We start from the raw sequence: 21422 nt of genomic DNA on the forward strand, positions 1-21422 counted from the left end.
CACGCTCAAGAAGGGCGAAAATTCTTCCTATAGGAAACATTTCTTCTTCTCATAGGGAAAAATATTTTTCCCTATGAGAAGCGTTTCTCTTTCATATAACTAATTTTTTGAGAGGTTTATGCTATTCCTGAAAAAAGTGCACAGAAATTAATTAAAAACTGATGTGCTTTATACTTTAAATTGTGACAAAAAAGAGACAGCTGATCCTTTCTATACAAATCATTGAAAGAGCAAAGTATAATCAGTATATTTGCGCTAATTTTGAGTAAAAAAATTTCTATTTAGTAACATATTTAATTGTATTCTATGCAATCTATCACACGCAAAGCAAGAAAGGGAAAAAGCACATGGCTGTTTTTTTTAAGTTTGACAATGATATTTTCACTCAATAGCTGCTCTGTTATCAAGCTCAAGTCTGATGCAAAAAGCAACAAGAACGCAAAAGAAGTGAATTTATCCGATTATGAAAAAGTTGTAGCCGATAGTACAGAGGTAGCAAAAGGGCTATTCAACGTATATCAAAGTGGCGACAAATATTATTTTGACATTCCCACTTCATATCTGGGTAGAGATCTACTTGTGGTCAATAGAATCCTACAGGTTCCGCCAGAGCTCAATGAAGCAGGAATTAATAAAGGTATCAATTATGAGAATACCTTAATTTCATTCTCTCTATCGCATGACAAGAAAAAACTATTAATAACCAACGTGAAACCTAAGCCAGAATTCCCTGAAGGTGATTTAATAGGTATCTCTATTGATGAGAATTTCCGATCCCCTCTAATGGCGAAACTTCCAGTACATGCATTCTCATCTGATTCGACATCAGTAATAGTGGAGATGACAAAGTTCTTTGATGGTTCTTCATCTCTACTTAACCACCTCTTTGATATGATTAGTATTGGAGGAAATCCTGAGAAAGAGCTATCATCGATAGTGAGAGTGTCAGCATTTCCAAACAACTTAACCGTTGTATCTGACTTTGGGACAAAAGTTAGTGAGGGTAGAGGGAATGTATATCTAACTGTACGTACAAGTTCATCCTTTGTTCTCCTTCCTGAACACCCTATGAGAGGTCGTGCATTAAGCCCACGCATCGGTTTTTTCACCGTGCCACAAACTTTTTACTCAGACAACCAAGTATCAGTAAAAAAAGAACAATACATTACTCGATGGAGACTTGAGCCTTCAGATCCTGAAGCATATTTACGTGGTGAGCTTGTGGAGCCCATTACCCCTATCATTTTTTATATAGATAGTAGTACTCCTAAAAAGTGGCGAAAATACATGAAGGAAGGCATAGAAGACTGGCAAGTAGCATTTGAGAAAGCTGGTTTTAAAAATGCCATCATAGCCAGAGAGGTAGATGAAGAGATAAACCATGATGACCTCTCTATCTCAAGTATCAACTACATCGCTAGTGATAAAATGAATGCCATGGGACCATCTGTCTTCGACCCTAGAAGTGGAGAGATCATCCAAGCAGATATTATTTGGTGGCATAATGTACTCACTATGCTACGTAATTGGATTGTACTTCAGACAGGTGCCACACAAGATGGAGCTGCTCAATGGAATATACCTGAGGAGCTTCTGGGTGATGCTATGCGATTTGTGGCATGCCATGAGGTAGGTCACTCGCTAGGGCTTAGACATAATATGATTGCTTCATCTGCATACAATGTCCAAGATTTACGCGACCCAGCTTTCACGGCTAAGAATGGGACCTCTGCAAGTATAATGGATTATGCACGCTTTAACTACGTTGCTCAACCAGGTGATGGGGTAAAGCACTTCTCTCCTCAGATAGGACCATACGACTTACTTGCTATTGAGTATGGGTATAGATGGTATGGAGATAATGTGACTAAAAAACAGGAAAATTCAAAGTTGCAAGCATTACTAAATAAGCATACTGGTAAATTATACAGATATAGCGAAGCACAAGACTCAAGAGCAGTAATAGACCCGAGGGCACAAACGGAAGATCTAACAAATGACCCTGTACTTGCCTCTGAGCTAGGAATTAAAAATCTTAAAAGGATATTACCAAAGCTAGAGCAAATCACGGCCAATGGAGATCCTTATCAAGGATATGATGAGCTTGGAGTTATGCTTAACACGCTCATTAATCAATGGAATACGTTTATTTACCATCCTCTTGGTTTAATTGGTGGATTAAATATTGAATTAACTGATAGGAGTATGCCAAATACCCCTACCTATTCATTCGTACCAAAAGAGGAACAAAAAAGAGCCTTAGAGTTCTTGATCCGTGAAACTATCACAGACATAGACTGGCTATTCAATGCGCCGGTATACAAAAAAACTTTCCCAATCAAGGAGTCTCCTGCTGGTTTAATAGAGCAAGCCCCATCTCTACTACTAAAAAATGCCCAGAGCTATATTTTTTGGGATCTGTTAGACGACAGACGGCTAATTAGGATGAGTGAAAATGAATGGCGTAATGGATCAAGTGCCTTTACACCTACAGATCTTACAAATAGACTTTTTGATGTCATCTTTGATAAAAGTGTGAAGGGGAAAGAACTAACAGTGGAAGAACGCTTAGTACAAAAGGGACTAGTAGATGCTCTTATACAAAGTGTATCAACTTCTAAAGTCACAAAAAAGAATAGTTTGACATCAATGACAAATATCTCGTATGACAGCAAATCATTGGATGTAATCAGAGATGTCAATTTTCACGGAAGTTTAGCAGACCGAATCTCTGATGCTATTTCAGTCAAAAGAGGTCTCTTAAATAAAATATATACAACTATTAAACCTCTTCAAAATAGAGGTTCTGAACAGATGAGAGGACACTATATTGACTTAGTGCTTCGTATCGAAAATGCAATTGAGAAGTAAACTAATAATAAACTCATATTGACTATACAACATTTCATTATGAAAAGAATATTATACATAGTCTCTATACTATTGAGTTCGTTGATAGCTATCAATGCACAAGAAGTAAGGACTATTAAAGGTAAAGTTACCGAAGCTGATACAAATATCCCATTGCCTGGAGCAACTGTTTTTATTGCTGAGGGACAGGGCGTTGACGACTATCAGCCTCAAGGGACAATAACAGACTATGATGGCAACTATCTCTTAACAATCCCGAAGAACGTAAAGAAAGTCATCGTTAGCTATTTAGGGTTTCAACCTCATACGATAAACCTAATAGATGGACAGTCTGTTTACGATGTGTCGATGGAAGAAGATAGAGCTGTACTAGACGAAGTCGTCGTTACAGGGTACCAAAAAATCGAACGCCGAAAATTGACTTCAGCCGTAAAAACACTTGATAGTAAGGAATTAGCACAGGTAGGAGTTCCTAGTGTTGATCAAATGCTATCTGGTCAAGTCGCAGGAGTGGTAGTGACACCCCTCTCTGGTGCTCCTGGTGCTTCAAGCCAAGTAAGAATTAGAGGTACTGTCTCTCTATCTGGTAGCTCCGAACCTCTTTGGGTACTTGATGGTATTCCATTGGATGGAGACCAAATCCCAAGTGACTTTAACTCTCAAAGTTCTCTTGATGAACTAAGAAACACCTCTATCGCAGGACTCAATCCAGCTGACATTGAAAATATCACAATCCTAAAGGATGCCGCAGCTACTGCTATTTACGGTGCACGTGCTGCGAATGGCGTTATTGTTATTACCTCCAAGAGGGGAAAAGAAGGTAAGATGCGTGTACAATTCTCTGCAGATATGTTTTACACAGCACGTCCTAATCCTGATAAACTAAACCTTTTGAACCCTTCCGAAAAGGTAGATCTAGAGCTAGGATTACTAAAAAATCCTTTACATACATACAGATCTAACCAAGGAGAGGTTGCTCGAATCATTGAGCGGCACGGACTAACTGATTCATATAAAGAAAATGGTATAAATGCTCTCACCCCTGAAACTCTACAAGAAATAGATGCTCTAAGAAACAAGGGCACCAACTGGTTTAGGGAGATTTATGAACCAACGTTCAATCAACAGTATACACTCAGCTTATCCGGTGGTAGTGAAAAAACGCATTACTATGTATCTGGTGGTTATTATTCTGAAGACGGAACAACCAAAGGAACATCTTTCAAGAGGTATAACTTAACGTCAAACACAGACTTTAAAATTAGTGATAAAGTTACGAGTAGCTTGAGCATTTTTGCCAATCAAAATAATAGATCTACATACTTAACGAATGGTGAAAATTCTAATGCTCAATATTACTCTAGAAATGTAAATCCATATCTTGAAGTCGTTGATGCCAATGGCAACTTCATATATGATCCAGATGTACTAAATTCAGATGACCAACCCATCCCGTTTAACTATCGAGAGGAGCAAGAAAATACTAAATATACTCTGCAAGGACAGTCACTCAAAGCGGTATTAGAGCTAGCTTATAGGCCACTTGATTGGTTGAAAGCAACGACACAATTAGGTCTCCAATTTGAAAATAACTCAACTGAGAGATTTGCTGATAAGGAGTCGTACTATACTAGACAGTACGCAGCATCTAATAGATATAATAAAGATGGCAAGACCGCAACCATTCTTCCTGATGGAGGAATTATACAAAACTGGAATGATCGTTTCTTCCAATATAATTGGCGTACTCAAGTTTTCATGAATCATAATTTTAACAATGATCATGATGTTGATTTTATGGCTGGAGTAGAACTGCGTCGTAATGAGTATGATAATATTCACACAAAAGGTTTTGGATTCGATCCGAATAGTAATACGACTAAACCACTGGTCTTTCCAGAAGGGTTTAGAGACACCGATAAGCCATCATTACGACAGTATCACAAACAGACTGTTGAGAACGCTTTTGTATCTTTTTTTAGCACAGCTAGCTATACATATAAGGAGCGCTATACTATCTTTGGTAGCTTACGCCTAGATGGTTCCAATCTTTTTGGAGTGGATCCAAAATATCGTTACTTACCTCTTTGGTCAATTTCAGGAGCTTGGAACGCTGGTAGAGAAGAATTCCTACAAGATGTATCATGGCTTTCAAACCTAAGAGTACGTGGATCCTACGGACTTCAGGGTAATATCGATAAAAACACATCTCCTTTCGTTAAAGGTGAATGGAACACCACCAGCTTCTTCCCAGGTATTTCAGAGCAAATTGTATCAGTTACATCACCTCCTAACCAATACTTAAGATGGGAGAAGACTAGCAACATCAATGCCGGTATAGACATTGGCTTATGGAATAGGCTTGATATTTCATTTGACTATTATTATCGTAATTCGGATGACCTTATTTCACTTAAGTCAATTCCTCTTGAAAATGGCTTTAACTTTGTGAACCTTAACTGGGGACAAGTAGAAAATAGAGGATGGGAATTGTCTCTAAACTCTACTAATATATCGACTAAGGATTGGACTTGGACCACAGGACTTAACTTCTCAAAAAACAGAAGTAAAGTACTGAAGTACAATGTAGCCGACAACTCTTATACCCCATCACTTGAAGGGTATCCTGTTAATGCAGTTTTTGCAATTCCTACTGCGGGAATCGACCCCGAAACTGGTCTAATGAGATTCCGTGGTAAAGAGGATGAAATACTGGGGTATAAAGAATTTTATAACCTCTCCTCTGGTATATGGGGTGATGTTATAAGTGGATATACTCCTGAAGAGATGCGTCAGTTATTTAAATATATCGGCGACCGTGATCCAAAACTAACAGGAGGTATTAATAGTAAACTTAGATTCAAGAACTTTGACTTTTCTATTTATGCAAACTTTGTTATTGATAGGATAGCTCAGAAACAACCACCTTATAAGCCAACGCATATTAACCCAGGGGTTAATTACACTCGTGATATTTTATCAATGTGGACTCCTGCCAACAAAGCAGGAACCCTTCCTAAACTCCTTAATGGAAACATCTCTGGAGAAGACCCAGAAGCTCTAGCAAGTGCGTGGATTAGCAGTTATGACCCATCATCCTCATTTAATAGCTATGACATCTGGTACAAAAAGATGAGTTATATCCGTGTTAACAGTATAAGATTAGGCTACACTCTCACTCCAGAAATGCTTAATAGCCATACGATAAACGCAGTTCGCTTTAGTTTGGAATTTAAGAATCCATTTGTATTCAGTACAGATTATTCAGGATTCTTTGATCCCGAGGGTTATGGTAATATCTATGTTCAACCAATAGCTAAAACCATTTCATTAGGAATTCAGGTTACTTTATAAATCACTTGATTAATAACAATTATGAAAATAATACGTAATATTATTACCTTTGGCATCATCACTATACTGACAACAGGGTGTGATAAATTCTTAGATATAGCACCCAAGGGACAGGTTATTCCGAGTAAGACTAGCGAGTATCGTGCTACCCTTAATCAAGGCTATGCACAGCTTCCTGAACTCACGTTAGTGAATATGCGAGGTACTGTAATAGATCCGCAGCCAGATAACTTAGGGCTCTCTTTAGATGAGTTCGAGACTTATAAAACTATCTATACCTGGGCAGACACCGATGACAATAGTGGAAAGGCTGCAACATATCCATACTATTCATACTATAAGAGTATATTTTTTGCCAATACCATCATCACGAGTGACGCTGAAAAGGTTAAAGAGGATTCAAGGGATGAAAAATTTGAGCAAGTTAGAAGTGAGGCTTATGCCTTACGGGCTTACAACTACTTTGAACTGTGTAATCTCTATGGACCAAAATGGGAACGCAACAATGTAGAGTCACTTGTCGTTCCAATAAATGACATAATTGACACAGAGCAAAAATTTCCACGTACTACACTAGGAAAGTTGCACGAACTAATTCTAAGCGATATCCATAAAGCCTTAGACCTTAGCAAAGTCAATCGTTATGATGACACTAGGTATAGATATCGTTTTTCTCGTGAAGCTATATTGGCTCTTACGAGTCGTATTTACCTATATCGTAGTGAATGGGAGCTAGCAAAGAAATATGCATTAGAGGTACTGAAGATTAGCGACGAATTGGTAAATCTTAATGACACCGATACGAAGCTGCCGACTAACTATCAGTCATCTGAGGCAATCATTAATTGCACAGCTCTCATTAAGCAGAATATACTTATGTACATGGGGATCTCAGAACAGACCCTTGCTTTATATGGTGAGGGCGATCTTCGATTAACTAAGTATTATGGAGACACGATGGGACTTGGTTATCAAATCCCGATAAAAGGGACGAACAAAGCAGAACAGACTACGATTCGCAGGTCTGAAATATACCTTACTGCAGCTGAAGCATGTGCTAGACTCGGCGAGAATGAAGAAGCTAAAGGATATTTGCTTACTCTACTTAAGAACCGTCTAACTCCAGAAGCATATGCGACTGAAGCACAAACTATCAGTAATTTATCTGATAAAAAACTCATATCACGTGTGATGCTAGAACGCCAAAAAGAATTGGCATTTGAAGGTCACGACTGGTATGATTACAAACGAACAGACCAGCCTGAATTGAGAAAGACAATATATGGAAAAGAATATGTGCTTCCTGCTAAGGACCCTCGCTATACTTTAGACTTACCTAAGGAAGCAAAAGCAAATAATCCTCTATTATAATCTAATTAGGCTATAATATCCATATAGGCGTATATTGCACCTCCTGGTCTCAATTAATTAGAGATTAGGAGGTGCTTCTCATATCAGACTAAAGCGTTACAGCCTCTAAAATAGTATATATATAGGTAGTGTCCCCAAAAGTGTGTACGGCAGAATGCGTCTCTGAAAAGCAAACCTACATATTTTTTCGCTTTGTTTTCCATAAACATTAAAGATAGACCAATAAAGAATTAAGGCAAGGCTGTCGTAGCACCGCGGAGACACCGCCTTGCCGTATTCTTTTAGGTTGATATCTTTGTGTTGGAAAATAAAGCACATTGTTGTTATTTACTTTTCATTGTTCTTCCTAAGTCCAAGAGTTAGATCTCCTATTCTTTTCTTCAGATAGTTTGCATTGATTGCAATACTACCTATCAAGTGTAGAGCGGATTCTACGCTAGGTAATGCACATTTATATCGAGCCCCTTTCTTTACCTGTCTATTGAAGCGTTCTATCCAGTTAGTACTATGAATGTACTTGCGAACACTGACGTCGTATTTTAGGTATGTGAAGTAATACTCTATCCTCTGACCGTTAGCTATTTTTGTGAGAAAAGGATAGCTCTTACGCCATCTGAACGCAAAGTTTTTAAAGCTCTCTAGGCCATCTAAAGGTGAGCTTCTTGAGCCGTCTTTACTAAAGACCTCCTGTAGATCACTTGCGATGGCTGACTTATCTCGAGGGCGTATCTTTCGAGTTATTTCTCGCTGTAGATGCACCGTGCAGAGCTGGACTTCCACTTCTGTAAAGTGCTCACGTGCAACCTCTTCAATGTTATTCAACCCGTCTGAAATGATTAGTCCTACCTCTTCGAGTCCTCGGCTTTTTAGATCCTCAAAAAACTCGCCCCAGATGCCGCTTCCCTCTGTTGGATTATTATAGACACCCACGATGTCTCGACGTCCTTCGCTATCTAAACTCATCACTACAAAAAATGCCTCCTTGCTCACACTTTCTCCTCTCCGTACAGGAAGATATGTAGCATCGATAACAAGTGCCTCTAAAGTCCTCGGTAGACGTCTTTGACGCCACTCTTCTACTGCTTCTTGGGTCGATAAGGAGAGACGATTGATTTGACTCGTACTATAACGTTTACCATACAAACGCTCGAATACTCCAGAGATATCCTCCATCGTATTACCGCAGCTATATAGATAACCTGCTAGTTCTCCCATCTCTTTCTCTTGATCTTTGAGAACGCCTAAAATCAAGGGCATGAAGCCCTGCTGTCGAGTTCGGGGTACTCGTAATTCTAGCATATTACCACTCGCAAAGATGCGACGGGGGCGGTATCCATTGCTCACATCGCCACTATCTTCTTTATACAGTTCCCTCTCCCCTTGCATCGCTATTTCGATGATTAACTCCATTAAACGACCAACTCCATTTGGCTCTGTCATCACGTTTGATAGAATTTCCTTAAATTGCATTTGTGTAAGTCTCATCTTCTTGTTTATCTTTTGTTTTTAACTTTTCAAAGATAACATTCTTGGGACTTACACACTTTTTGGGGACAGTATCTATATATAAGGGAGGAAAGGCAAGGCTCAATGTTGACTAATTTTCAACCACTTGACACTCCATAAACCTTGAGTGTAAACACAACTACCCCCTTTTTCCAAAAGATCATGTTTTTTGGGAAAAGGGGGATGTTTAAGTCAGTTCTTCAAAGTTATACTACAAAGAATGAGATATTTTAATAGTGTTAGAGATAAAAAAGCAAGCTCAACTACTTAGTGCCAGTCGAACCAAAACCTCCGCCACCACGCTCTGTTTCGTTAAGAATATCCACTTCCTCAAACTCAGCTGAAGAATACCGTGCAATCACCATTTGACAAATACGCTCTCCTGGATGAATCGTGAATGGCTCGGTTGAGAGATTCGCCATAATCACTTTGATTTCACCTCGATAATCTGCATCAATAGTCCCTGGAGTATTCATCAGTGTAATTCCATACTTCAGAGCAAGACCACTTCTAGGTCTAATCTGGGCTTCATAACCATCAGGAAGTGCAATGAAAAGGCCTGTAGGTACAGCTAATCGCTGCATCGGCTCTAATACTATTGGTTCTAGCAAATCGGCCCTAAGGTCTAAGCCTGCTGAACTAGACGTAGCATAGGTTGGAAGTGGATTGGCACTTTTATTTATTATTTTTACTTTTACTTTCTCTTTCATAAATCAAATAGTAAGACCATTATTCTTAATCGCACGCTTTGCCTTTCTAAGAAGCCCCATACGACAGTCTAGAGAGATATCTATAAAGATAGGGATATACCAGATCCTTTCTTTCACTGATGACGGAATCAAATCCTCACATGGTAGCAACCTCATGGCATCTTTTTCAGTGGTAAGGATAAAGAGATTAGGATCCTCCTCTAACCGTTCCACTAAATCTGTGACCTCGCTGTTTGTGAATCGGTGATGATCAGGATACTCTATATAAGACTCTACATTAGTAAATTTGCGCGCGATTAGTTCCTGAAACTCTGTAGGCTCAGCAATTCCTGTAAGTACAAGCACAGGGGTATTAAGTCGAAGTCCACTTATCCTCGGACGCTCATCTGGAGTAGAGGGATCAAACAAACACCTAGGAGACTCATACTTGACTCGACTAAAATACTGGTCTTGAAAAGCCAGAAGATTCAAAGCCTCCTTCTTCAGACGTAGTTCAACTGGCGTCACATCTCTAGGTGTGTGCGTGATAATTATCGTATCTGCACGAAAAGCCTCCTTCCGACCATCGCGAAGAGATCCGTAAGGCATAAAGAAATCCTCTATATAGAGGTTTTGATAGGAGGAAAGCAGTATTGTGTATGAAGGGATGACTGAACGGTGCTGAAAACCATCATCCATTAACACCACATCCGGACGCTCATTCTCAGGCATCTCCTCCATAGCATGAAGAGCTCGGCGACGGTCACCATCTATGTAAACCATAACCTCGGGGAACTTCCGTTTGATCTGAAACGGTTCATCTCCTATCGTCCATGCGGTGTCCCTATTGGAGGCAATGATGGGTCCCCTCGTCTTTCTCCCATAACCTCTGCTTAAAAGAGCTATGCGATAATCATTTTTTAACAACCGAATAAGCAACTCAATATGAGGTGTCTTACCCGTCCCACCTACAGCTAAATTACCTACACATATCGTAGGGATAGAAGACTTTTCAGATGCCAACCACCCTCGCTCATAAGCAAAATTACGCACCCCAACAGCCATACCATATATAGCTGATGGGATACGTAATAACCAATGACGATGATTTAACATCTATAAATCTTATCTTCTTAAATTAAAGTTGAAATGACTCAATAGGTGCAGCTTGTATATTTTCGATCCGATATGGAGGAATAGCTTGCACACCAGAAACTTTATTCACTTCATAATTGACACGATGAAGGATACGATCTTCCGTAGGCATAAATAAATAATGAACTCTTGCTTGGAAATCTGTACCCATTAACTTCTTAAAGAAGCTAATCTTATCCACCCGATGAACCACACGGTAGCTATCAAGCTCTGCCAGACGAGCTGCTTCTTCGATAGCCATCTGAAGGCCACCTAGCTTATCAACAAGTCCTAGATCTATAGCACGGCTACCAAGCCATACTCTACCCTGTCCAACGGAGTCAACGTGTGCCTTAGAAACGCCTCGACCTTCAGACACTAGTGTAATAAATTCGTCATAACCCCTCTCAATATTCTTCTGCATCACCTCTTTTTGCTTTGCATTCATTGGGTGGATAATTGATAAGGAACCTACCTCTGAAGTAGAGACTTCCTCTTCACGTAGTCCTATCTTTTTCATCGTCCCTTGTAAATTAGGGATCACTCCAAAAATACCAATCGATCCGGTCAACGTATAAGGATCAGCAACAATCAAATTAGCTGGAGCCGAAATCATATAGCCACCAGAAGCAGCATAGTTACCCATAGAAACAACGACAGGTTTCTTGGCCTTCAGCAACTGCAGTTCATGATTGATCATCTCTGACGTTGTAGCAGCTCCACCACCGGAATTTACGCGAAGCACAACAGCCTTAATATCTTCATCCTCTGCAGCTTTACGAAGTTTGCTTACTAATGATTCATTTATCTCAGTGTTCATCCCTTTGAAAGGATTATCGCCATCGTCTCCAGTTCCCTGAACAATATTACCTTCTGCATAAATCACAGCGACTTTATCACTGGACTTATTTCTGCTCTCGTGACGTAGGACATCACCTACCCTGCGGTAATCAAGCTTCACATCTCTATCACCAACGATCTTCTCTGCCAAAACATCATCTATATCTACGCGATATACCAGCGAGTCAATCAGATTAAGTGCCACTGAATGCTCCATTGGTTCAAAAGCAGATACATTCTCTACGAACTCATCTAGAACACTTCTTTCTATTCCTCTACTCTTAGCAATCTCAGAAGTGGTACCGACCCATAGCCCATCGATCATCTCCTGTACTTGCAAACGATTTTCGGGACTCATCTTGTCAAGCATAATAGGCTCCACAGCACTCTTGAATGTACCGACCTTGAATACTTGCACTTCTGCACCCAACTTCTCAAGAAGACCTTTTTTGAAAATCACAGAGCTATTAATACCCTCAATAGCCATCATGCCTTTAGGACCAGCATATACCTTATCAGCAACACTACTGATATAATAGGTACCAAGATTATACGAATCAGAGTAAGCGTAAATCTTCTTGCCTGACTCTTTAAAGCGTAACAAGGCTTCACGTATCTCATACGCTGTACCAAACCCAGCACCGCTATTTTCTAACTTCAATACGATAGCTTCAATTGAGGGGTTTTCTCTCGCCACATTAATGGCACGTACTATCTCCTGAAGAGTAAAGCTTTTATTTTCTTTCGAACCAAAATCAACAAAGGGGTCATCCATTATAGGAGTATCATTTATGACGCCCACCTGATCTATTAGAAGCACACTTTCACTACTTAAGGAAACCGGCTTTTCCTCGCCCTTACCAGAGAAGGAGTCCATAACACCACCTATGGCTGAGGACAATACTGCGAAAAATATTATGACGACTAAACCGCCTGCCAAAAGGACTCCCAGACAGGAGGCCAGCAACATTTTCAAAAACTGCTTCATATCAATAATTTACTTTTTTTATATATGCTAGTCTGATTAGTTTTTCAGACATAAATCTATCTTGCAAGATAATCAAAATGTATCTTTTAGCCAAAAGATAAACACGAATAGCACGGACAAAGCTCTAATATATAAAATATTACAAAAAGGGATGTCACAAGAACGTGACACCCCTTTTTTATCCTAAAAAACTAAATAATTAGTCTTGGTTAAGGTTAATTCTTTTGAAGTCAGTAACAGTAAGAGTCTTAGATGCAGCCTTAAGCACTTCCTTAACGCTCTTTTTAGCGTCGTCCATCACATAGTCTTGCTCCAATAGAGTATTCTCTTTGAAATACTTCTGTAGAGAACCTTGTGCGATACGCTCAAGTAGATTTTCTGGCTTACCTGCTTGACGTGCCTTATCCATAGCGATCTCAAGCTCCTGTTGCTTAACTTTCTCAGGAACGCCAGCTTCGTCAACAGCTACAGGATTCATAGATGCTACTTGCATAGCCATATCTTTAGCCAAAGCTTCGTCAATAGCTTCGTTGAAACCAACAATTGCAGCTAACATATTTCCTGGGTGGATATAGCTTATAGTCTGAGGAGCTTTCACAAACTCATAAGCACCTAGCTCCATCTTTTCACCTGTTACACCTGAACGGTCTGTAATAAGAGCTTCTACAGTACGACCATCAATCTCAAGTGACATTAGCTCCTCAGTAGAGGCTGGCTTTTTAGCCATTGCGAGATCAAGAATACTCTGAGTAAGTGCGATAAAATCTTCGTTCTTAGCAACGAAGTCAGTCTCACACTTCACCGCTACAACTGCAGCAAAGTCAGCTTCATTTGCAGCAAGGACACATCCTTGAAACGCCTCACGCTCTGAACGCTTAGCAGCGATAGCCTGTCCCTTCTTACGGATTATTTCCACCGCTTTTTCGTGGTCGCCGTTAGCCTCTTCAAGAGCCTTCTTAACGTCCATCATCCCAGCACCTGTAAGGTTACGAAGTGCCTTAATATCTTCCATTGTTACTGCCATAATACCTATTTTTTATTATGTGGTTAAAATTATTCTTAAATATAAATACCCCCTCACCCTCATGAGAAACCTCTTGGGGGCAAGAGGGTATGTATCAGAGTGACTCACCTATCAAAACCGATACCCTCGCGTTCTTCTAGGCTTTTCTATTTACTTATCGTCCTCGTCCTTATCACTTTCAAACTTATCAGCGACACGAGCGTTTAGAGCTTCAGCATCTTCACGCTTAGTACGTTCACGACGAACACCTGAGTGACGACGCTCTCGGCGACGACCGCCCTGTTGCTCACCATCTGCACCTTCCTCTCCTGCAGCATCAGCCTTAGTAATCTTACGCTCTACGACACCCTCTTTGATAGCATCAGAAAGGATCCCCATGACTAAGTCAATAGAGCTACCTGCGTCATCATTAGCTGGGATTACGTAGTCGATCTCTCTAGGATCAGAATTGGTATCCACCATTGCGAAAATTGGAATACCTAAGCGGATAGCTTCACGCACTGCAATATGCTCACGCATCACGTCCACTATAAGAAGTGCTGATGGAAGGCTCTTCATTGACTTGATAGAACCAAAGTTTACTTCCAACTTTTCTCTTTGACGAGTGATCTGTAGCTTTTCACGTTTTGAAAGATTTTCAAAAGTGCCATCAGAAATCATCTTATCAATGACATCCATCTTTGATACAGTCTTCCTTATAGTAGGGAAGTTAGTAAGCATACCACCAGGCCAGCGCTCTGTTACGTAAGGCATACCACATGCAGATGCCTTCTCAGCAACTACTTCTTGGGCTTGCTTCTTAGTTGCAACAAATAGGATAGTCTTACCCTGCTGAGCCATGTTCTTCAAGGCCTCAGCAGCCTCATCTATCTTCGCTACAGTCTTATGTAGGTCTATGATATGAATGCCATTACGCTCCATAAAGATATATGGTGCCATAGCTGGATTCCATCGACGTGTGAGGTGACCAAAATGTGAGCCAGCCTCTAGGAGTTGTTCAAATGTTACTCTTTGTGACATAATTTTTTACTTCGTTTACTTTCTTAATAAAATGATTGTTTTTCACTCAGCATGGACAGTAGAGGAATGTCCACATGGACTCCCATCTGTTCAGCTTAGATACTAAACGTTTTTTACATCTATTATTCCAAAACTCATTGAGCGGATTAACGCTTAGAGAACTGGAATTTACGGCGAGCACCTGGCTGACCTGGTTTCTTACGCTCAACGACACGAGAGTCACGAGTCATAAATCCTTCAGCACGTAGAGCAGCCTTATCCTCAGGATTAATCTTAACTAATGCACGTGCGATACCTAGACGAGCAGCTTCGCTCTGGCCAGAGTATCCGCCACCATTAAGATTAATTGTTATATCATATTTATCCTCAACACCAAGTGTCGCTAGTGGTTGCTTAACCACAAAACGTAACAGAGGATTTGGGAAGAATTCGTTAATATCCTTCTTATTGATAGTAATCTTACCACTACCTGCACGCACATACACACGTGCGACAGCAGCTTTTCTTCTACCTAATGCGTTTGTAATTTCCATGTAATCTTAATATCTCTTAGATGGTTTTCAGTTCAATCGCACGTGGCTTCTGAGCCTCATGCTTGTGTTCACTACCTTCATAAACATAAAGGTTATTCAAAAGAGCAGCTCCCAACTTATTCTTAGGAAGCATCCCCCTCACCACTTTACGGTAAAGAGCATCCCATCCACGTACGTCAACTAAGCGTGCAGGAGTCATTTCTCTCTGACCACCTGGATATCCAGTAAAGCTGAGATATACGCGACTAGTTGCTTTTGAACCTGTCAAAATAGCCTTTTCAGCATTGATGACGATTACATTATCACCACAATCCACATGAGGAGTAAAGCAAGCCTTATGCTTGCCGCGAAGAATCTTCGCAATTTCACTAGCAAGGCGTCCGAGCGAGTGACCAGTAGCATCTACCACCACCCATTCCTTCTCTACTGTTGCCTTATTTGCAGAGACGGTTTTATAACTTAAAGTATCCACGTAATTATTGTGTTAGTTATATTGTTATACAATCAAATTCCAAGCCATAAATATCCTGTCACTAAGCCAGTTGGCGTTTTTAATGTGCTAATCATTGCCCCCTTGGAATGCGGGGCTGGGTACCACCTGGCGACACTAAATCTAGGCCTCTATACTTGATAATAATCGGCGTGCAAATTTAGCTAATCTTTTTGATGTAGCCAAAACTCTTTCACTACTAATCGTTTAGTACACACATTTTCTGCTCATCATAATGATCAAAAGGAAAGAGGCATTTAGCACATCTTTAGGTGCAAGAGAAAGTTTTCAAAAAAAATAAGACCAATCCCCATCCTTGCAATAAAACGACATCAAAAAAAAACCTTACAAATCGATCTTCAATGGATATAGAGAGCTAAAAATGTTAAGTTTGTGGTGCCTTAAGAGGAATAAAACTGGCATATAATAACATTTAGCACAAACTTCAAATATGAGATGGAAGCTGCTCTCTAGAATAGAATTTGTCAAGCAAATAAGAATCAAACGCTACATAAAACGACACCAAAAAGTAGCGAACTACTGGGATCCTGTCATCAAAAAATACTTTTCGGGACAGATAAAGAAATGGGATTTTGCACCCAAGAAGCCCTTGCAGGGAAAAAAGATAATATGGCAATACTGGGGACAAGGAGTGACAGATAGGGAGGCTCTACCTGAGGTCGTAAGAATATGCTTCGACTCTGTAGATAAATATAAGGGAGAATACGAGGTTATCAGGCTCTCTGATGAGACGGTCAAGGAATACCTGGATCTTCCCGACTTTACGTACGAAAAAGTCAAAAACAAATCTCCGTTCAATAGAACCTTCTTCTCCGACCTCCTACGAGTCTCTCTACTCACCACTTACGGAGGGGTTTGGTTAGATGCCACCATATTACTCACAGGAAAACTCCCAGATAAATACACTCAGATGGATTACTTTATGCACGAAAGATCAGATGAGGAGGAGCATAAGGACTATTGGGAACATGAGTTTCTAAGGTATTTCTGCTGGCACAAAGACTTTAAGATAAGACTCCTGAACAGTGCTATTTTTGCAAAGCAAGGAAGCGTAATGACCAGGACTATCCAAGATTTACTGCTTTATTACTGGGAGCATGAGAATAAAATCATCAATTACTATTTCTTCCAGATTCTATACACCCAATTGGTAGAGGGGCCTTTGTCTGACATTCGATGCCCGAACGTCAATGACTGCATACCACATATCATACAGACGAAAATATATAGCTATTACCCCTACTATACATATAAGGATGCTACTAACCTAACTAGCATCCACAAGATGTCATACTTCCCCCCAAAAAAGATGGATAAGCTATATGAAGCATTAGCTGAAATAAACGAAGAGACTTCTACCACAAGAAAACCTAAAGGACGCTCATAACATATAACAATCACAGATTCACCACCCCATAGAAACTTCTATGCCTTGTAATTCTTAAAAGTATACGATTATAATAAGTGTATAAATAGTTTCTTGGGGAGCAACTACACAGAGCAAAATAGGAAGGGCTGATTTTCTCCTCTGAGAATCAGCCCTAAATGTCTTATTTATAAGCCTTGAGATAAACTTTAAGTATTCAGCAGCAAAAGCGTACTGTACCGCACAAAAATATCCTATGAGAAAAACTTCTCTTTGATATGACTAAAATTAATTCTTCTCATAATATCTAAAGAGAGTCTATATGATCACGTTAATCAAACATCCTATTTGTCCTTTTTTGTGTTAAGATGTTTCGACTCATAATTGCATAAAAAAGCTTCAAACGAAAATCAACGCACCAAATACTTTAATAAGATATAGATGCGTTACTTGGGGAACACAATAAATTGTGTAGTGTATGGCGGAATTTGGGTACCTTTGTAGCTGATTTATTGTACGCTTAAGCGATTGAATGACTATGCTAACAGTTAATGAAATAAGGGCAATGTTCTTGGATTTTTTTGAATCCAAAGGACATCACATTGTCCCATCTGCCCCAATGGTAATCAAGGATGACCCTACATTGATGTTCACCAATGCAGGGATGAATCAATTCAAAGATATAATTTTAGGGAATGCCCCTATCAAATATTCACGTGTCGCAAACAGCCAAAAGTGTCTGCGAGTAAGTGGCAAGCACAATGACTTAGAGGAGGTAGGTCACGATACTTACCACCACACAATGTTTGAGATGCTTGGAAATTGGAGTTTTGGAGATTACTTCAAGAAAGAGGCCATCACATGGGCTTGGGAATTACTAACAGAGGTTTACAAACTCCCAAAAGATAGGCTTTACGTAACCATATTTGAGGGTTATCCAGCAGAAGGCTTGGAAAAGGACTCAGAAGCTGAGGGTTATTGGTCTACCTTAATTGAGCCAGATCGGATCATCGGTGGAAATAAAAAGGATAATTTCTGGGAGATGGGAGATCAAGGACCTTGTGGCCCTTGCTCTGAAATCCACATCGACCTGAGAACTGACGAAGAGCGTAAGATAGTAGATGGCAAAGATCTTATCAATAAAGATCACCCACAGGTGGTGGAGATCTGGAACCTTGTCTTCATGCAATATAACCGTAAGGCAGACGGCACATTGGACTCGCTCCCTAACAAGGTCATTGACACTGGTATGGGTCTGGAGCGTATCTGCATGGCACTCCAAGATAAGAGAAGCAACTATGACACTGATGTCTTTACCCCTCTAATCGGTAAGATCTCAGAGATGTCGCATGTCAAATATGGTGATACTGAGGAACAGGATATAGCGATGCGAGTTATAGCTGACCACGTTCGCACTATTGCCTTTAGCATCACTGATGGTCAATTGCCAAGTAATGCCAAGGCTGGATATGTAATCCGTCGTATCCTACGCCGTGCGGTTCGTTATGGCTACACATTCTTAGGGTACCACGAACCATTCATGTATCGACTGATCCCGACTCTTATAGATTCGATGGGAGGACATTACCCTGAGCTTAAAGCACAAAAGGACATTATCACTAGAGTCATCCAACAGGAGGAGTCCTCATTCCTGCGTACTCTAGAGACAGGCATTCAGCTACTCAGAGAGCATGTGGAGCAATTAAAGGATGGAGAGAAAACCCTCTCAGGGAAAGTTGTCTTCGACCTCTATGATACTTACGGATTCCCGACCGACCTTACAGAACTGATACTCAAGGAGCAGGGACTGGAAGCTGATCTCGAAGGATTTGCCATTGAGATGCAGAAACAGAAAGAGCGTGCCAGAAGTGCTGCTCAAGTTTCGGCTGGGGACTGGGTAACCATTCACTCTGGCGAGGGGGCATTCACGGGATATGACTTCACCGAGAATGAGACGGAGATTCTACGTTACCGAGAAGTGGAGAAGAAAAAGAGCAAGATCTACCAAGTGGTGCTTTCAAAGTCACCTTTCTATCCAGAAGGTGGTGGTCAAGTAGGCGACCAGGGCTCTTTGGTAGGCCTCGATAATGGGGAAGAAGTCAAGGTCATTGATACGATCAAGGAAAATAACTTGCCGATATGTATCATCGAAAAGCTTCCCGAAGATCCTAGCCAGACCTTCACCGCAAAGATTAATGTCAAGAAGAGACTAGCCACAGAAGCTAATCACTCTGCCACTCACCTTCTTCACCATGCTCTTAGAGAAGTATTGGGTCTGCATGTGGAGCAGAAGGGATCATATGTCTCTGAAGAAGTGCTCAGATTTGACTTCAGTCATTTCTCTAAGATGAGTAGAGAGGAGCTTAGAGAAGTAGAAACGAAAGTTAATGAGGCCATCAGAGCAAATACGGCTCGTGAAGAGAATCGTGCAATCCCCCTAGATAAAGCGAAAGCAATGGGTGCGATGGCTTTCTTTGGCGAAAAGTATGGCGAAGAGGTACGTGTCATCAAGTATGGCGACTCTATAGAGCTGTGCGGTGGAACTCACGTACCAGCTACAGGGGTGATAGGATCCTTTAGAATCATATCTGAAAGTTCCATTGCGGCTGGCATTAGGAGAATAGAGGCAGTCACAGGTGCCGCAGCTGACCAATACATATATAACCTCGAAGACACATTATTCGAACTTCAAGGGATCTTCCAGAACACACCAGATCTCATCAAGGCGGTACAAAAACTCCAGGACGAAGATGCAGCTCTCCGAAAAGAACTGAAAGAGGCACAAGATATGCAAAAGCAACATATCGTTAATGAGCTCATGAGCCAAGGAGTAGAGCGAAATGGGGTCACCATCTTCAAACTACAGAATAATATATCCGCTTCGATGGCCAAAGATATTGCTTTTGCGATACGTCCACGGATGAAGGCACAACCTTTTGTCTATATAGCTGGCAGTGTTGAGAATGGCAAAGCCGTACTGACGCTCATGATTAGTGATAGCCTCGTAGAGCAAGGGCAGAACGCAGGACAGCTCGTAAGAGAGGCAGGTAAGCTCATACAGGGAGGAGGCGGAGGACAGCCGAACTTTGCTACAGCAGGTGGAAAAAATCCTGAGGGGCTACCAAATGCCATGGAAAAAGTATTAGAACTATTAGCTCTATAAAGTGATAAAAATACTAGAGACCGAAGATATCGAAGCTGTTTTACAGCAACTTACAAGTGAAGGCAAGGTAGCTCTCCTTGTGGATGAGCAAACTATGGAGCTTTGTTACCCGAAGGTGGGCAGAGAAGATATAGATCTGCTCTGCGTACCTCAGGGAGATGAATGTAAGGATATTGAAGTGGCACAGCATCTATGGAGCACACTACAAGACCTTCAATATGATAGGCATGACTGCCTCGTGACCTTGGGGGGTGGTGCCATCTGTGACCTAGGAGCTTTTATCGCTAGTACATACATGAGAGGGATGCGGTTAGTACACATCCCCACCACGCTCTTAGCCATGATAGATGCCGCTATCGGAGGTAAGACTGCGATAAACTTTGGTGGTAAAAAGAACCAAATAGGGACTTTCTATGAAGCGGAAGAACAGTTGATCTGTCTCGACTTCCTAGAGACCTTACCTCCCGAAGAAATGAGATCAGGCTGGGGCGAACTACTAAAATACGGATTGCTACAAGGTCCCCCTTTACTCTCTGAGATTACTGACAATGAGGTCTTGCCTGTAGAAGTGATCAGTAAATGTATTGAATACAAACTAAATATCGTAGCCGAGGACCCGTATGACCACGGAGTCCGTAGGTACTTAAACTTAGGACATACCGCAGGGCATGCCTTCGAAGCGATGTCTTTTGGAGAGGAGAAAAGGCTTCTCCATGGAGAGGGAGTTGCAGCTGGCATAGTTATTGCTCTATACATGTCATATAAGCGTCTAGACTTAGAAGAAAAGACCTTAACGTCTGTCGCGAGATATATTAAAGGGATTTTCCCTAAAGTGAGTTTATCCTGCAGAAAGTACGATCAGCTATGGCAGCTAGCCAAGGGTGATAAGAAAATCTCTGGGAAGGATGGACTTACGATGGTATTACTGACAGCTGTAGGAGAGCCTACGGTCGTCGAAGGGATATCAAGAGAAGAATGGGACGAAGCACTAGACTTCTACCAAGATTTTATGTAAAAGAGCAACACTAAAGAAGGTTAGCTACAGTGAGGAA

At 40.8% G+C, this 21422-nt stretch carries 14 protein-coding genes; 6 read left to right on the plus strand and 8 right to left on the minus strand.

Annotation, left to right across the window (positions count from 1 at the left end):
- Positions 1 to 372: 372 nt before the first annotated feature.
- From QYZ87_06040 to QYZ87_06050, 3 genes are read left to right on the plus strand one after another with little or no spacing between them, the layout of a single operon-like run.
- Positions 373 to 2871 carry a zinc-dependent metalloprotease gene (locus QYZ87_06040; protein ID MDN4754087.1) on the plus strand — a complete coding sequence of 833 codons (2499 nt, stop codon included), beginning with the start codon at positions 373 to 375 and terminating at the stop codon, positions 2869 to 2871.
- A 39-nt stretch (positions 2872 to 2910) separates the two neighbouring features.
- Positions 2911 to 6225: a SusC/RagA family TonB-linked outer membrane protein gene (locus QYZ87_06045; protein ID MDN4754088.1), complete on the plus strand. Its 3315-nt coding sequence runs from the start codon at positions 2911 to 2913 to the stop codon at positions 6223 to 6225.
- A 21-nt stretch (positions 6226 to 6246) separates the two neighbouring features.
- Complete coding sequence (locus QYZ87_06050; protein ID MDN4754089.1) at positions 6247 to 7596, plus strand: RagB/SusD family nutrient uptake outer membrane protein; 1350 nt, start codon at positions 6247 to 6249, stop codon at positions 7594 to 7596.
- Between the two features lie 327 nt (positions 7597 to 7923).
- Here QYZ87_06050 and QYZ87_06055 read toward each other — a convergent pair whose 3' ends face one another.
- From QYZ87_06055 to rplM, 8 genes are all read right to left on the minus strand, one after another.
- Positions 7924 to 9066: an IS256 family transposase gene (locus tag QYZ87_06055; protein MDN4754090.1), complete on the minus strand. Its 1143-nt coding sequence runs from the start codon at positions 9064 to 9066 to the stop codon at positions 7924 to 7926.
- Between the two features lie 299 nt (positions 9067 to 9365).
- A complete protein-coding gene (gene dut / locus QYZ87_06060; GenBank protein ID MDN4754091.1) occupies positions 9366 to 9812 on the minus strand; it encodes a dUTP diphosphatase in 447 nt (148 codons plus the stop codon).
- Between the two features lie 3 nt (positions 9813 to 9815).
- On the minus strand, positions 9816 to 10907 hold the full coding sequence (gene lpxK / locus QYZ87_06065) for a tetraacyldisaccharide 4'-kinase (GenBank protein ID MDN4754092.1): 1092 nt from the start codon (positions 10905 to 10907) through the stop codon (positions 9816 to 9818).
- A 22-nt stretch (positions 10908 to 10929) separates the two neighbouring features.
- Complete coding sequence (gene sppA / locus QYZ87_06070; GenBank protein ID MDN4754093.1) at positions 10930 to 12753, minus strand: signal peptide peptidase SppA; 1824 nt, start codon at positions 12751 to 12753, stop codon at positions 10930 to 10932.
- Between the two features lie 199 nt (positions 12754 to 12952).
- Complete coding sequence (tsf, locus tag QYZ87_06075) at positions 12953 to 13777, minus strand: translation elongation factor Ts (GenBank protein MDN4754094.1); 825 nt, start codon at positions 13775 to 13777, stop codon at positions 12953 to 12955.
- Positions 13778 to 13927: 150 nt separating this feature from the next.
- Positions 13928 to 14797 (minus strand): 30S ribosomal protein S2, encoded by an 870-nt coding sequence (gene rpsB / locus QYZ87_06080; protein ID MDN4754095.1) that lies wholly within the window; start codon positions 14795 to 14797, stop codon positions 13928 to 13930.
- 146 nt (positions 14798 to 14943) lie between these two features.
- Positions 14944 to 15330: a 30S ribosomal protein S9 gene (rpsI, locus tag QYZ87_06085; protein ID MDN4754096.1), complete on the minus strand. Its 387-nt coding sequence runs from the start codon at positions 15328 to 15330 to the stop codon at positions 14944 to 14946.
- A 16-nt stretch (positions 15331 to 15346) separates the two neighbouring features.
- A complete protein-coding gene (gene rplM, locus QYZ87_06090; protein ID MDN4754097.1) occupies positions 15347 to 15802 on the minus strand; it encodes a 50S ribosomal protein L13 in 456 nt (151 codons plus the stop codon).
- Between the two features lie 469 nt (positions 15803 to 16271).
- On the opposite strand from rplM, the gene QYZ87_06095 reads away from it, so the two are divergent.
- The 3 genes from QYZ87_06095 to QYZ87_06105 all read left to right on the plus strand — a co-directional run bounded on the left by QYZ87_06095 (position 16272) and on the right by QYZ87_06105 (position 21385).
- Positions 16272 to 17228: a capsular polysaccharide synthesis protein gene (locus QYZ87_06095; GenBank protein ID MDN4754098.1), complete on the plus strand. Its 957-nt coding sequence runs from the start codon at positions 16272 to 16274 to the stop codon at positions 17226 to 17228.
- Between the two features lie 517 nt (positions 17229 to 17745).
- The gene (alaS, locus tag QYZ87_06100; GenBank protein ID MDN4754099.1) at positions 17746 to 20370 is read left to right on the plus strand and encodes an alanine--tRNA ligase; all 2625 of its coding nucleotides are present in this window, start codon (positions 17746 to 17748) and stop codon (positions 20368 to 20370) included.
- A 1-nt stretch (position 20371) separates the two neighbouring features.
- Positions 20372 to 21385, plus strand: a complete 1014-nt coding sequence (locus QYZ87_06105; protein MDN4754100.1) for a 3-dehydroquinate synthase family protein — start codon at positions 20372 to 20374, stop codon at positions 21383 to 21385.
- The last annotated feature ends 37 nt before the right edge of the window (positions 21386 to 21422 follow it).

The sequence above is a fragment of the Porphyromonadaceae bacterium W3.11 genome (assembly GCA_030434245.1).
Taxonomy (GTDB): Bacteria; Bacteroidota; Bacteroidia; order Bacteroidales; family Porphyromonadaceae; genus Porphyromonas_A.